At 64.3% G+C, this 14,579-nt stretch carries 10 protein-coding genes; 5 read left to right on the top strand and 5 right to left on the bottom strand.

Annotation, left to right across the window (positions count from 1 at the left end):
* From Q1J95_RS03760 to eccD, 5 genes are all read right to left on the bottom strand, one after another.
* Positions 1–200: hypothetical protein (locus tag Q1J95_RS03760; RefSeq protein ID WP_300265931.1), on the bottom strand; the 200-nt coding region annotated here is incomplete at its 3' end.
* A gap of 147 nt (positions 201–347) precedes the next feature.
* Positions 348–632, bottom strand: coding sequence for a hypothetical protein (locus tag Q1J95_RS03755; protein WP_300265930.1), 285 nt, complete (start codon positions 630–632; stop codon positions 348–350).
* 26 nt (positions 633–658) lie between these two features.
* The gene (locus tag Q1J95_RS03750) at positions 659–958 is read right to left on the bottom strand and encodes a hypothetical protein (RefSeq protein ID WP_300265929.1); all 300 of its coding nucleotides are present in this window, start codon (positions 956–958) and stop codon (positions 659–661) included.
* An 85-nt stretch (positions 959–1,043) separates the two neighbouring features.
* Positions 1,044–2,318: a type VII secretion protein EccB gene (eccB, locus tag Q1J95_RS03745; RefSeq protein ID WP_300265928.1), complete on the bottom strand. Its 1,275-nt coding sequence runs from the start codon at positions 2,316–2,318 to the stop codon at positions 1,044–1,046.
* Positions 2,319–2,392: 74 nt separating this feature from the next.
* A complete protein-coding gene (eccD, locus tag Q1J95_RS03740) occupies positions 2,393–3,835 on the bottom strand; it encodes a type VII secretion integral membrane protein EccD (protein WP_300265927.1) in 1,443 nt (480 codons plus the stop codon).
* A 133-nt stretch (positions 3,836–3,968) separates the two neighbouring features.
* Here eccD and eccCa point away from each other — a divergent pair, with 133 nt between their 5' ends.
* The 5 genes from eccCa (at position 3,969) to pntB (ending at position 14,542) form a co-directional block, all read left to right on the top strand.
* Entirely contained in the window at positions 3,969–7,994 is a 4,026-nt protein-coding gene (eccCa, locus tag Q1J95_RS03735; RefSeq protein WP_300265926.1) for a type VII secretion protein EccCa, read from the top strand.
* Between the two features lie 95 nt (positions 7,995–8,089).
* Complete coding sequence (locus Q1J95_RS03730; protein WP_300265925.1) at positions 8,090–9,178, top strand: S8 family serine peptidase; 1,089 nt, start codon at positions 8,090–8,092, stop codon at positions 9,176–9,178.
* 62 nt (positions 9,179–9,240) lie between these two features.
* Complete coding sequence (locus tag Q1J95_RS03725; RefSeq protein WP_300265924.1) at positions 9,241–11,397, top strand: AAA family ATPase; 2,157 nt, start codon at positions 9,241–9,243, stop codon at positions 11,395–11,397.
* 179 nt (positions 11,398–11,576) lie between these two features.
* Positions 11,577–13,133, top strand: coding sequence for a Re/Si-specific NAD(P)(+) transhydrogenase subunit alpha (locus Q1J95_RS03720; RefSeq protein ID WP_300265923.1), 1,557 nt, complete (start codon positions 11,577–11,579; stop codon positions 13,131–13,133).
* Entirely contained in the window at positions 13,130–14,542 is a 1,413-nt protein-coding gene (gene pntB, locus Q1J95_RS03715) for a Re/Si-specific NAD(P)(+) transhydrogenase subunit beta (RefSeq protein WP_300265922.1), read from the top strand. The genes Q1J95_RS03720 and pntB overlap by 4 nt, the downstream gene beginning before the upstream one ends.
* Positions 14,543–14,579: the final 37 nt, after the last annotated feature.

Raw genomic sequence — 14,579 nt, 5'->3', positions numbered from 1 at the left:
TCCGGCCGGAAGGCCTGGTCGTCCGGGTATGGGTTGTCGGGCCCGAACGTGCGCTCCGGGGCAGCCTCGCCTGCGGGCTCGGTCGCGAGCTGCGGCTGTGTGGCGACATACTCGGCTGGTGCCGCGGGAGCCGAGGTTACGGTGGGCGCCAATGGGAGCGCACCCTCGTCTGATGCCGGACGGTTCTGTTCGTCAGTCACGGGACTTTCCTTTCTCGAGAGGTTTCGTTGTCGTCAGGGGGTGCTGCTTCGGAGACGTCTGGCAATGCCTTGCCGCAGAATTCGTCCGTCTCGGTCTCTGATAGCTGAGGTGGGGATGCCCAGGTCCTCGCCGGGCATCCCCGTTGCTCAACCGAAGATCGCGGCGCCTCTGAGATCGCCCTGGAGGAAGTCCTCACGGACGCGGATGGCGGCATTCTTGATGTTCACGCCTGCTTGCTGCACCTCGGCGTACTCGGTGTTCCACCGCTGCTGCAGTTCGCCCCACGCCGGAAGCGAGCGACCCCACTGGGCCTCACCCATCGGGCGGATCGTGTCGTAGATGTTCTGCAGGATCTGCTCGACCTCCTGGCAGGAGCTGTTGAGCGTCATGTTCGCAGACTCGAACTGCGGAAGGTTGACGTTGAATGACATGAGATTTGTTCCTTTCGTGATCTTTGTCAGGACGCAGCAGAAGCGGCCGTAGCGTCGTCCGTACCGGTACGCTCGGCGAGAAGCGACTGCACTTGGAAATTGAGCTGGTCAAGCTTGTTCTTGATATCGCTGTACTGGCGCTGCCACTCGCTCAGTCGCTGGCGAAGTACCAGGCCGGCCTGAGCTTGTGCGGCACCCGCGAGCATCTCGGTTGCACCTTCGACACGACCGCGCGCCGATTCCATAGCGGCGATCTGATCCTGGGTGCGGCTGATGATCGAGCGGAGCTGCGTTGATTCGAAACCAGTGAGTTGTCCTTCAGACATATTCTTTCTCCATATCGGATTGGTTGGGGCGGGGGGTAAAGATAAGAGAGATGTTCATCGTTGAAAGTCGTCTAAATGTCCTTTCTCATTGAGCGATCAGAGGTCCTGTGGGCAATAGCGCGAGAAAATCCTCCGGAATTGCAGGGGAACTCGCTGCGTCCAAACCGAGTGCCGTCGCCGTTGCCGCGTTGGCAACCGGATACTTGGTGCCGGCATCGCTCACAAGATAAAGACCGGCGCCGTGGACGCCGGGAGCGGATGCAGTCGCTGCGAGCAGGCCCGAACCAGGCGCAACCACAACGGCCTCACTCAGCGACCTGCCGGAAACGGAACCGGACACAATCTCGCCATCGTTCCAAATCGAGCACGGAGTGACGTGGTCGTCCAGGGGTATCGGGATCGTCGTGGGAAGCTGGTCTTGCCATGCGGCGGTTTCCACCACTGTTGCTGTGGTGAGCGCACGAGGCGAGATCACGCGCGGATCGGGAAGGTCGCTGTCGGGTGCCGCTCTCAGCAATGCGTCGACAGTGTCGGTCACGTGCATGAGACCGTCCGCAGTGACGACGTAGGTATTGTCGCTCGATTGCGCACCGGAAACCTCGATCAATTGACCAAGCGTTGATTCCTCGCCCGCAATCAGCGGACCCTCGCCCCCCAACGTCAACGCTGACAGATCAAGATCAGCGCCACTGGGGATCGTGTTCAGAAAGGCGGGTGCGACATCTCTCGCGTCATTCGGCTCGAAACCGAGCGCTCGGGCAACCCAATCATCAGCGATTCTCAGGCGCGAGTCGTTCCAGATCAGATGCAGTTCATCTCCTGCGGAGACGAGGACGGCTTCGTCGTGGCTCATCTCAGCGGCATCCGACCTCGGTGCGACGTTCAGAGCCGCGCCATCATCGGCCGCGCAGGCCGTCCAAACAGCGGTTGTGCTCGATGATGACGGGAGAGAGTCGGGCAGTCCAGCTTTGCCGATTCCCTCCCCGCGTGGCACGCCCGCGATGTCTTCGGGTGAGACCTTGATGAGCTCTGGAGGCGCACCGAGGAACAGCGCGGCCGACGTCAGATTGAGCACCGGATGCAGGGTCTCATCGACCATGAAGTAGCGGGTCCCCGTGGACTCGTCGAGAATCAACGCACTAGGGGTATTGCGCCAGACATCGTTGACCGTGAACAGAAAAATGTTGAGGACAGCAACGATGAGCGCAACGACAAGCGCGACGGCGATACCGATCTTCATCCCCACGTCATTGCGGCGCAGAGGCTGTTCAGGAGAGTCCGGGTCTATGCGAAGCACAGCGGCGGTGAGGCGCCCGCGCAAGAAAAGATGCGAGTCGACGAGATCACGTCGTCCGTACATGGCGTTTCCCCCTCACCTATCACTCATTGGTATTGGCGCTGTGCTATATGTACGTGCGTGACGGCGTCGAGGGTTCAAAACAATCCGGCCAGCCATGAGTACACGCCGGTTACAGCGAGCACCAGGGCGGGGACAGCGATCGCGCACACCCAGTGAAGGATGTCTCCACGGCGTCCCCACGTCGGGGTGAGGCGCCGACCGGGAAGTACGCGAACCGCAACGACGGCATACGCCGCGACGATCGTGAGCGCCGCGACGAACACAAGCTGCCAGGGGGAGGGCACGCGCAGCGCGTGCACACCGGCGAGGAGAACAAGCGGGAGTGCCGCGGCAACCAACAGCGCCGCGCGGTGCACCGTGGCACGCAGCTCTCGTGCCTGCAAGAGCGTGGAGACGCAGCCGACGAGTGCGAGTGCCATCGATGCCCACCCTTCGGATGCTCCGAGAACCGAGACTGCAGCGCACAGCAGAATCGCCCAGGCCACCCAGAACGCTGTCACCACGGAATGGACTCTCGTTGCTTTGTCGGTGATTTCGTTGGTGGAGATGGTTTCGAGGTCGGTCTGGAACTCCTCTGCTGAGGTGGGTACGGGATCAACCTCGAGCCCCGCGATCCATACCGACAGCGTGGGAATTACCCGCGCGAACGCTATGAGAAAAAGCAGGACGACTGCCGCGCCGGCCTGCAGGGTCGGTTGCAGAAAGAGCGGAGCAGCCAGTGCCAGTACGACGATGATCGCCCCGCCGACGATAGCCAGAAGCGGCGGTCGTACTCCACCGCGTGCATAGGCTCCTGAGGCGGCGACGATGCCAACAGCCCCGGCAGTGGTCACGAGCTGCACGATCGGTGTAACGCCTGCGTCTGGGAACACGACACCCGGCAACGTCGCGCCAGCTACAGCCGCTGTTACGACCGAGCCGAGAAGAAGCACATCACCAGCGGCGGAGTCCCAGAATCGACCAACGAGAGCCCCCGTCCCCGCGAGTATCCCCGCCAGCACGGCCGCCACGATGGGCGCGAAGACCCCGGTTGTCGTCGCGGCCAAGGCTGTCCCCATGCAGGCGAGTGCCAACGCCGTCAGCGCGGCGGCTCGGGTGTGGTTCGGTGCCCACTCATCACCGCGCGCACTCAAGCTCGACTGCACACCATCGACGAGATCGTCGTACTGAGCCAGGCTCATTTCATCGCCGCGTGGTCTGAGGTAAAGGACGTCGCCGTCAAGCAGACCGGCGGCAGCGGTGCTGCGATTCTCGTCGAGAGGTACCTGTCCGAGCCTCTGAAGCACCCATCCTTCGTGTGCGAGTCCGCGCGTGGCAAGTGTCGGGTCGAGGTGGCCGACGATTGTCGGCAGCAGCTCGGCGACCGGAATGTGAGAAGGCACCGCGAGTTCAACGCGAGATCTAGGTCCGATCACGACCAGACGGCACATGTCGCCTGCGGCTGCGATTCCGCTCTCGACGGAATCAGGCCGAACGTCGGGAACTGGCGATGGCGCAGCGGGGACAAGAGAACTCATACCCCAGATACGGACAGTCCGTCGTCAAGAGTTCATTCGTCTGTGACGATTCTCTGCTCATGAACCGTGCGACGGCCTACGGACGTGTTCACGGTGAGCTAATCCCCCTGGGGGCTGAGGAGATAGATCCACGATGAGCACCATCCCGTTCCGTCGACAGCGCGAGAAACCGCCTGAGATGCCATCGGGCGACATCGAACTGCAAGAGCCGCCATCATTGCCGGAGCTGCAGTCCAAAGATCCGCTCACCATGATGATGATGCTGCCGATGATGCTCATCAGCGGTGTGATGATGCTCGTCTTCCTCAGCCAGCGCAATCCCGCGCTCGCCGTCGGTCTGTTTCTCGGCATGCTTGGCCTTGCCGTTCTCATGGTGTTGCTGCAGATGACTCGCGCGGCAGCCGAGCGCCGAAACACCGTGCGAGGAGACCGCCGTGATTTCATGCGTTATCTGGGGCAGGTGCGCGTGCGAGTGCGTCGTGCAGCCTCGGAACAGCGTGCGTCTCTGGCCTGGAGGCATCCCGACCCGATCACATTGGCGAATCTCGCGATGACGACCAGACTCTGGGAAAGGCGCGCGAACCACGGTGACTTCGGCGAAGTGCGCATCGGTCTGGGATCCCACAGCCTGAGCCAGCGGATCATGCCGCTGTCGACGAAGCCGATCGCCGATCTGGAACCGCTGTCTGCACGGGCGCTGCGCCGCTTCATTGCTGTTCACAGCACCGTCAACGACCTTCCGGTCGCGTTGTTTCTGCGCCGGCTGGCCGAGATCCGAGTGGTTGGTGATGGCGAGGCCGCACGCGGTATGGTTCGCGCCCTGGTCGCGCAGGCGGTGACGCTGCATGGCCCCGACGAACTGCGGCTGGCTGTGTGCGTGTCTCCGGATCGGGTCGCGGATTGGGACTGGGTGAAGTGGCTGCCGCATGCCCAGCATCCCAGCATCCAAGATGGCGCCGGTTCGGCCCGCCTGTTCGACGTCGATATCGCGGGTTTCACGGAAATGCTCGATGTTGAGCTCAATGGTCGCACGCGTTTCGAGCCGGGAGCGGCGCCGAGCGCGGAAGAGCCGTACTACCTGGTTCTGTTCGACGGCGTCGTGCCCGCACCAGGCACGCGCCTCAGCAGCGCAGGCTACAGGTGCGTCACGACGATCACGCTCGGGGTTGAAGCAGAGCCCAGCGATGGCTCTGGTCTCTTTCTCGAGGTTGATTCCGAGCAGATGCATATGGTGCGCATCGATCGGACCGAGGGTCCACAGCGCACCGCGCTGTGTCGACCCGACACGCTCAGTCTCGCAAGCGCCGTCGCGCTTGCCCGAGTGATCGCGCCGTACCGCGCAGCCAGTGGCGGCACCGAAACGGCCGAGCCGATGGTTGCCGACTTCGAGCTGCCTACGTTGCTCAATGTCGACGATGTCGACACGTGGGAACCAGTCGAGCACATGCGCGAGGGGCTGACCCGCTCACGGCTGCGCATTCCTTTGGGTGTAGACGAGCGGGGGCGACCGGTAGAGCTCGATATCAAAGAGGCCGCGCAGGGTGGCATGGGTCCTCACGGCCTGCTCATCGGGGCGACCGGTTCCGGTAAGAGCGAGTTGCTGCGCACTCTTGTGCTGGGTCTGGCGATGACTCATTCCTCTGAGACTTTGAACTTTGTGCTGGTCGATTTCAAAGGCGGGGCGACTTTTCTCGGACTCGACAACCTGCCGCACGTTTCTGCGTTGATCACCAACCTCGCCGATGAGGCCACGCTCGTCACACGCATGCAGGATGCCCTTGCCGGCGAATTGAATCGCCGCCAAGAGTATCTGCGAGCCGCTGGCAATTACAGCTCCCTGCTCGAACACGAGAAGGCTCGTCTCGCGGGTGCGCCGCTCGAGGCGCTTCCCACTTTGTTCGTCATCGTCGACGAGTTCAGCGAACTACTGGCGTCGAATCCCGATTTCGCTGAACTTTTCGTGATGATAGGTCGCCTCGGCCGTTCACTCGGAGTGCACCTTCTGCTTGCCAGTCAACGTCTTGAAGACGGCCGAATGACGAAATTGGAGAGTCACCTGTCGTATCGAATCGGGCTCCGGACGTTCTCCGCTTTGGAGAGTCGCAGCGTGATCGGTGTCCCCGATGCACATCAGCTTCCCAACGCGCCGGGTAATGGTTACCTGCGAAGTGACGTGGCGACGCTGACGCGGTTCAAAGCAGCGTACGTCTCCGGCGCATATCGACGGCGTACTCGTGAGGAACGCCAGGAGGAAGTAAGTCAGCAGGTCGTGGTCTTCCGTGCGGAAAGCATCGCACCGCCGATTCTCGAAGGTGCCGCTTCTCGACTGGCCATCGAAGCGTCCGAGGCAGACGAAGAGACCATCGATCTTGGCGACGAAGAACCAGAGTCTGACGCCGTCTCCGAGAACACCCCGGATGATTCTGAGGAAGAGACAGTCATGTCGATCATCGTGGACAAGCTCATCGGATTCGGGCCTCCGGCACACCAAGTCTGGTTGCCACCGCTTGCAGAACCGCCCACGCTTGATCAGTTGCTGCCGCCCCTGCTCCCTGATCCAGAACGCGGGCTGCACGCCGCGGGGATGATGTATTCCGGCAACCTCAGCGTGCCGATCGGCGTTGTAGACAAGCCCTACGAACAGACCCGTGAACTCTATGATGTCGATCTCTCGGGCGCAGGCGGCAATGTGGGAATCGCGGGCGGGCCACAATCGGGTAAGACGACGCTGCTTCGAACGATCGTCAGTGCGCTCGCCCTTACTCACACTCCTGCCGAGGTGCAGTTCCTGTGCATCGATTTCGGCGGTGGCGGCCTGTCGACGCTGGAGAAGCTTCCTCATGTTGGAGGAATCGCGAGCAGGCGCCAAAGCGAGCAGATTTCCCGCACAATCGCCGAAGTGACGTCCCTCATGCACGACAGGGAGCAGCTTTTCACCGAGCACAAATTGGAAGGCATGGCCGACTATCGGGCGCGACGAAAAGCTGGAGAGTTCCCGGATCAAAGCTTCGGCGACGTCTTCCTGGTCGTCGATGGCTGGGCAGCACTGCGTGCCGAGTTCGAACAGCACGACCTCACCCTGCGCGAGCTAGCACGCCAGGGACTGGCCTACGGCATACACGTGATGATCACCACGAATCGGTGGACCGATGTGCACAGCTCTCTACGAGACCAGTTGGGAACCCGGGTGGAGCTGAAGCTGGGGGATCCGATCGACTCTGTCCACGGCATGCGAAAGGCTGCCACCGTGCCGCAGCTTCCGGGGCGCGGCATCAACGCGGAGAACATGCACGTCCTCGCGGGAGTGCCGCGAATCGATGGACGCTCCACAGCCGACAGCGTGGCCACGGCCTCGCGCGAGCTGTGCGAGGCCGTGGCACAGGCGTGGTCGGGGCCGCCAGCGCCGAAGGTGCGGATGCTGCCCACAGTTCTCGATGCGGCTCGTCTACCAGCCCCGGAGCCGGGGCCGCGAATCGCCCTCGGCCACGGCGAGTTGGATCTCCAACCCGTGTGGCACGACTTCGTCAAGGTGCCGCATCTGAGCATCGTGGGTGATTCGGCCAGCGGTAAGACTGCAGCGATGCGCCTTATCGCGACGGGAGTGGCGGCAACGTTCTCACCCGAAGAAGCACAGATTGCGGTGATCGATCCACGACGCACCCTCGTAGAGTCCGTGCCCGAGCCGTACTTGGTCGGCACGGCGTTTTCTACGTCGGCGGCGGAGCAAGTCATCGCAAAGCTCGCCGCCCAGCTGCACGAACGTGTACCGAGCGCCGACATCACACCGGCCCAGCTTCGGCAGCGAGACTGGTGGAGCGGGCCGGAGATCTTCGTCTTCGTCGATGACTACGATCTGTTGATCAGCGTCACCGGCGGTCCGCTCGCCCCACTCGTGGAGCTCATTCCGCAGGCGGGTGACATCGGGCTGCATCTGATCGTGGCGCGCGCCGGTGCGGGGTCGAGCCGCACCGCTATGGATTCCGTCATTCGAAGGCTCCACGAGTCCAATACTCCAGAGCTCACGTTCTCCATGCCGACCTCCGAGCCGATGACCTTCTCGCTCGGTCGCGGGCGCTTGCTGCCCCCAGGGCGTGCTGAACTGCTCAGCAGGCGTGGGGGAAGCGGCCTGCAGATCGGGTGGCTGGAGCCGGTCGAATGACACGTCGCCTGGTGGCAGCCTCGATCGCACTAACTTTCGCAGTCAGCCCGCTTCTTTCGCTTGCCCCGCCTTTGCATACTTCTGCTCTCACTGGCGTGACCGCCGCCGCCTCTTCCGCGTCGTGCGCAGAGAACGCCGACGCGCCCGTCATCGCCGCTGCGTCTTGGGGTCAGCGACACATGGGCGCCGAGCGTGCGTGGCCTCGTACAACGGGCGACGTGATCGTCGCGGTCGTCGACACAGGCGTCAGCGCGAACACACCGTCACTTCGTGGAGCCGTGCTTCGAGGTTCTGACCTGTCGGGCGGCAGGGGAGATGTCGATTGTTTCGGGCGTGGCACATTCATCGCCTCCCTGATCGCCAGTCGGGCGGCCAGCGATACCGAGTTCGTGGGTGTCGCGCCGGGGGCGACGATTCTGCCGATACGGGCCATCAACCACCCCGAGCAGCGGGGGCTCGACACAGAACTTCCTGGGCTCCTCACTGCTGCGATAAACGCCTCCGTCGCAGCTGGTGCGCGAGTGATCGCCGTTCCTCTGAGCACGACGGTCAACGACAAGGGGCTGAACAGAGCAGTGAAGGCAGCCGTTGACAAGGATGTGCTCATCGTCGCTTCAGCGATCCAGGATGAGGGACTGCCGACGTTTCCGGCATCTTGGGAGGGCGTGCTCGCCGTCGCACCGCTGGGGCTCAAGGGCGGCGCTGTACCCGAACAGCTGGGTGCCTCACCCGATGTCGCCTCGCCGTCTCATGAGCTCATCGGGGCCGTGCCCGATGGCCCGGGTCACATCGAAGGAACAGATGATGCCCTTGCTGTGGGCTATGCCGCAGCTGCGGCCGCACTCGTGATGGACGCGTATCCGGAACTGAGCGTGCAGGAGGTGTCGGAACGCCTTATCGGCACCGCTGATGCAACCACAGCGAGCTCTGCTCCTGGAGAGCGCGACCCGTCCCTCGGCTATGGAGTGGTCAATCCCGTGGCAGCCGTGACGCGGTTGGGCACGGAGACGATCGTCGTCACACCCACACCTGCGGTGACCACGCTCGGACTTGCACCTGGCCCCGATGAGCGCCCAGTCGATCTTGCCGTCGCAGTCACGGCCGGAGCGGGCGTGCTGGCGATCTCGGTGATTGGTCCCACAGTGGGAGTCATCCTGGTCAGACGCAAGCACGTCGCCGAGTAGCTGGTCTGCTAAAGTTGAGTCACTAACACTCAACTTTAAGGGAGTCTCTCCAGGAGGAAAAGATGACCACCCCGCAGATCAGCGCCCCCCATGACGACCAGCAATCCGCCCTCGAGCAGTTCGGCATCAACCTGACCGACCGCGCCCGCCAGGGAAAGCTCGACCCGGTGATCGGACGCGACAGTGAGATCCGTCGCGTCAGCCAGGTGCTCACCCGCCGTACGAAGAACAACCCCGTGCTGATCGGTGAGCCCGGCGTCGGAAAGACAGCGGTCGTCGAAGGGCTGGCTCAGCGCATCGTCGCGGGGGACGTCGCCGAATCCCTGAAGGACAAAGAGGTGATCACGCTCGACATTTCGGCGCTGGTCGCCGGCGCCATGTACCGCGGCCAGTTCGAAGAGCGCCTCAAGCAGGTGCTGAAAGAGATCACCGAATCCGACGGACAGGTCATCACCTTCATCGACGAGCTCCACACGCTCATGGGGGCGGGCGGCGGTGAGGGGTCGGTGGCGGCATCCAACATGCTCAAGCCCATGCTCGCGCGCGGCGAGTTGCGCCTGATCGGGGCGACGACGCTCAACGAGTACCGCGAGTTCATCGAGAAGGATGCCGCGCTCGAACGCCGTTTCCAGCAGGTCTATGTCGGCGAGCCGACCGTCGAGGACACCATCGCGATCCTGCGCGGGCTGAAGGAGCGTTACGAGGCGCACCACAAGGTCGCCATCTCCGACAGCGCGCTCGTCGCCGCGGCATCCCTCTCCAACCGCTACATCCCCTCGCGTCAGCTGCCGGACAAGGCCATCGACCTGATCGACGAGGCCGCGTCGCGCCTGCGCATGGAGATCGACTCAGCGCCCGTCGAGATCGACGAGCTGCGCCGGTACGTCGACCGGCTCAAGCTCGAAGAGCTCGCCCTCAAGAAAGAGAAGGACGACGCCTCGAAAGAGCGTCTTGCCGCACTGCGTGAGGATCTCGCTGACCAGCAGGAGAAGCTCGGCGAACTGCAGGAGCGCTGGGAGCGCGAGCGCGCTTCGCTCAACCGCGTCGGTGATCTGAAGACTCGACTGGATGCCGCGCGAAGCGACGCGGAGCGCGCCCAGCGCGAGGGCAACCTCGAGAAAGCGTCACGGTTGCTGTACGCCGAGATACCTGCCCTGGAGCGCGAAGTCATCGAGGCCGAGCGCAGCGAAGGCGAAGCAGACGGCGGCGAAGGTCGCATGGTCAACGAGCAGGTGACCGAGGAGGACATCGCGGGCGTCATCGCTGCGTGGACCGGCATCCCCGTCGGGCGTCTGCTGCAGGGCGAGACCGAGAAGCTGCTTCACCTCGAAGCCGAGCTCGGTAAGCGACTGATCGGCCAGACAGACGCCGTGACGGCGGTGGCGGATGCCGTGCGTCGCTCGCGCGCGGGCATCAGCGACCCCGGGCGCCCGACCGGATCCTTCCTCTTCCTCGGCCCGACCGGCGTCGGAAAGACCGAGCTCGCCAAGGCGCTCGCCGCGTTCCTGTTCGACGATGAGCACGCCATGGTGCGCATCGACATGTCCGAGTACGGGGAGAAGCACTCCGTCTCGAGGCTGGTCGGGGCCCCTCCCGGCTATGTCGGTTACGAACAGGGCGGCCAGCTGACCGAGGCCGTGCGGCGCCGCCCGTACAGCGTGGTGCTGCTCGACGAGGTCGAAAAGGCGCATCCCGAGGTCTTCGACGTGCTGCTGCAGGTCATGGACGACGGACGCCTGACTGATGGACAGGGGCGCACGGTCGATTTCTCGAACGTGATCCTCGTGTTGACGTCGAACCTCGGCTCGCCCATCCTCATCGACCCGACGCTCTCGAGCGACGAGAAGCGCGAGGGTGTTCAAGCCCTCGTGCGACAGGCGTTCAAGCCCGAGTTCGTGAACCGGCTCGATGACATCGTCATCTTCCAGTCGCTCACCGAGGACGACCTCGCCCAGATCGTCGAGCTCGCTGTCGACCATCTGCAGGACCGGCTACGCGAGCGCCGACTCACCCTCGCCGTCACCCCCGATGCGCGGTTGTGGCTCGCCGAGCGTGGCTACGACCCGGTATACGGAGCGCGACCGCTGCGCAGGCTCATCCAGACCGAGGTGCAGAACAAGCTCGCCACGGCGCTGCTTTCCGGTGGCGTGCGCGACGGCGACACCGTGACCGTCGACCTCGCAGCCGACGGCTCGGGCCTGGTTCTTGCCGCCGAGTGACTCTCTGAAGGGGGGATCACGCCGTCGAATGACTTTGCGGGCCGTCAAAAACTGCATTTTTTTCGATCTGGGTAGCAGCAATAATCGCTACCGTTTCGTCGGACATCGATAGAGTCTCGTCTCGTGTGTCGATGATGGGCCGGTCCTCGGCCCTCGTCGAAGAGAGACAGGAGCAGTAGATGACGCGTATCGGCATCGTGCGGGAACAACCGGGGGAGACGCGAGTCGCCGCGACCCCGCAGACCGTCGGGGCGCTCGGCAAGCTGGGTTACGACATCGTCGTCGAAGCAGGAGCGGGCGCGGCATCCGCGTATCCTGACGACGCGTACGCGGCAGCCGGCGCGACGATCGTCACCGCCGAGGAGGCGTGGGCGTCACCGATTCTGCTGAAGGTGGATGCTCCGACAGATGCTGAGATCGCGAAGATCGCCGACGGAGCCACACTCATCGCGCAACTGGCCCCGAACCTCCGGCCCGAGCTGCGCGAAGCTCTTGCGACCCGCGGGATCACGGCGCTCGCGCTGGACGCCGTGCCGCGCATCTCGCGTGCGCAGTCGATGGACGTGCTCAGCTCTATGGCGAACATCGCCGGATATCGTGCCGTGGTCGAAGCGGCGCACGAGTTCGGGCGCTTCTTCACCGGGCAGGTGACGGCCGCCGGCAAGGTGCCGCCGGCGAAGGTGCTGGTCGCCGGCGCGGGGGTCGCCGGGCTGGCGGCGATCGGCGCCGCATCGAGCCTGGGTGCGATCGTGCGCGCGACGGACCCGCGCCCCGAAGTCGCCGATCAGGTGAAGTCCATCGGCGGAGAGTATCTCGAAGTCGTCGTGCCTGACGAGCAGAAAGAGGTCTCCAGCGACGGCTACGCCAAGGCGACCAGCGAAGCCTACGACCGGCGCGCTGCGGAGATCTATTCCGAGCAGGCCGCCGATGTCGACATCATCATCACGACGGCGCAGATCCCCGGTCGCGCTGCACCTCGGCTGATCACGGCATCCGATGTCGCCGCGATGCGTTCAGGAAGCGTCATCGTCGACATGGCCGCATCGTCCGGCGGAAATGTCGAGGGCTCGGTCGCCGGCGAGCGTGTCGTGACGGAGAACGGCGTCATCATTCTCGGTTACACCGATCTCGCCGGGCGCCTGCCCACGCAGGCCTCGCAGTTGTACGGCACGAACCTCGTGAACCTGCTGAAGCTGCTCACCCCCGGTAAAGACGGCCAGCTCGTGCTCGACTTCGACGACGTCGTCCAGCGCGCGGTCACTGTCGTGCGCGACGGTGCGGAGACCTGGCCGCCACCGCCGGTGCAGGTATCGGCGGCGCCGGCCGCGAAGACGGCTGATCCGGTCGCTGCGGAGGCCGCGCCACCGAAGAAGAAGGGCCTATCGCCCGGAGGGAAGATCGGGCTGATCGCCGCCGGCATCGCCGCACTGTTCCTCGTCAATGCTTTCGCTCCGGCACCGTTGCCGCAGCACTTCACTGTGCTCATGCTCTCGGTCGTCGTCGGCTTCTACGTCATCGGCAAGGTCTCGCACGCGCTGCACACCCCGCTGATGAGTGTCACCAACGCGATCAGCGGCATCATCATCGTCGGCGCGATCGTGCAGATCACCACCCCGAACCCGGTCGTGCAGATTCTCTCCGCGATCGCCGTGCTCGTGGCATCCATCAACATATTCGGAGGGTTCGCGGTCACCCGCCGAATGCTCAAGATGTTCTCGAAGGGAGCCGACAAGTGAGCGCGCTCGACATCGCCGCATCGGTTGCGGGCGCGGCGTACATCGTCGCCGCCCTGCTGTTCATCATGAGTCTGGCGGGCCTCAGCCGCCACGAATCCTCGCGCGCTGGCGTCGTCTACGGCATGGTCGGCATGGCGGTCGCGCTCGTCGCGACTGTGTGGGTCACCTTCCAGGGGGCGTGGGGCCAGCCGCAGGCCGTCGTCGGCCTGGTGCTGTTGCTGGCCGCCATGCTCGTCGGCGCCGTGATCGGGCTGTGGCGTGCGCGCAAGGTCGAGATGACCGGCATGCCCGAGCTCATCGCCCTGCTGCACAGCTTCGTGGGCCTTGCCGCCGTGCTCGTCGGCTGGAACGGTCACCTGCACAGCCCCGGCCTGACCGGCGCGCTCGCCGACATTCACCACGCCGAGGTCTTCATCGGCATCTTCATCGGTGGCGTGACCTTCACCGGCTCGATCGTCGCGTTCTTGAAGCTCTCGGGGCGGATGCCGTCGAAGCCGCTCATGCTGCCCGGGAAGAACGTGCTCAACCTCGGGGCGATCATCGTGTTCATCGCGCTGACGGTCTGGTACGTCATCACCCCCGTGCTGTGGCTGCTCATCGTCGTCACGCTGCTCTCGCTCGTGCTCGGCTGGCACCTGGTCGCATCCATCGGCGGCGGCGACATGCCCGTGGTCGTCTCGATGCTCAACAGCTACTCGGGCTGGGCAGCGGCCGCAGCCGGATTCCTGCTGAACAACGATCTGCTGATCGTGACCGGTGCGCTGGTCGGATCCTCCGGTGCCTACCTGTCCTACATCATGTGCAAGGCGATGAACCGCTCCTTCATCTCGGTGATCGCCGGTGGCTTCGGCATCGCCGCGCCCGCGAAAGACGACGTCGATCACGGCGAGCACCGCGAGGTGGATGCCCAGACCGCAGCCGACCTGCTCGCGAACGCGTCGACCGTGGTGATCACACCCGGCTACGGCATGGCTGTCGCGCAGGCGCAGTACCCTGTTGCCGAGCTCACGCAGAAGCTGCGCGACCGCGGTGTCGATGTGCGCTTCGGCATCCACCCCGTCGCCGGGCGCCTCCCGGGGCACATGAATGTTCTGCTGGCCGAGGCGAAGGTGCCGTACGACATCGTGCTCGAGATGGACGAGATCAACGACGACCTGGCATCGACGGCCGTCGTCCTCGTCATCGGCGCGAACGACACCGTCAACCCGGCGGCGGCTGAGGACCCCGGCAGCCCGATCGCCGGCATGCCGGTGCTGCGCGTGTGGGAAGCAGAGAACGTCATCGTCTTCAAGCGCTCGATGGCTTCCGGCTACGCCGGCGTGCAGAACCCGCTGTTCTTCCGTGAGAACGCGCAGATGCTGTTCGGCGACGCCAAGGAGCGCGTCGACGACATCCTGCGGGCGCTGTAGCGGCCCGCGCAGGAGTCGGCGGATGCCGTGCCGCGGC

Source organism: Microbacterium sp., assembly GCF_029263575.1.
Lineage (GTDB): Bacteria > Actinomycetota > Actinomycetes > Actinomycetales > Microbacteriaceae > Microbacterium.
The sequence above is the reverse complement of the archived record's forward strand: the minus strand, read 5'-3'. Positions and strand labels throughout refer to the sequence as shown.

Coding starts and splice junctions, on each gene's coding strand:
- Q1J95_RS03755 (WP_300265930.1), bottom strand. CDS start 632: ATGTCATTCAACGTCAACCTTCCGCAGTTCGAGTCTGCGAACATGACG.
- Q1J95_RS03750 (WP_300265929.1), bottom strand. CDS start 958: ATGTCTGAAGGACAACTCACTGGTTTCGAATCAACGCAGCTCCGCTCG.
- eccB (WP_300265928.1), bottom strand. CDS start 2,318: ATGTACGGACGACGTGATCTCGTCGACTCGCATCTTTTCTTGCGCGGG.
- eccD (WP_300265927.1), bottom strand. CDS start 3,835: ATGAGTTCTCTTGTCCCCGCTGCGCCATCGCCAGTTCCCGACGTTCGG.
- eccCa (WP_300265926.1), top strand. CDS start 3,969: ATGAGCACCATCCCGTTCCGTCGACAGCGCGAGAAACCGCCTGAGATG.
- Q1J95_RS03725 (WP_300265924.1), top strand. CDS start 9,241: ATGACCACCCCGCAGATCAGCGCCCCCCATGACGACCAGCAATCCGCC.
- Q1J95_RS03720 (WP_300265923.1), top strand. CDS start 11,577: ATGACGCGTATCGGCATCGTGCGGGAACAACCGGGGGAGACGCGAGTC.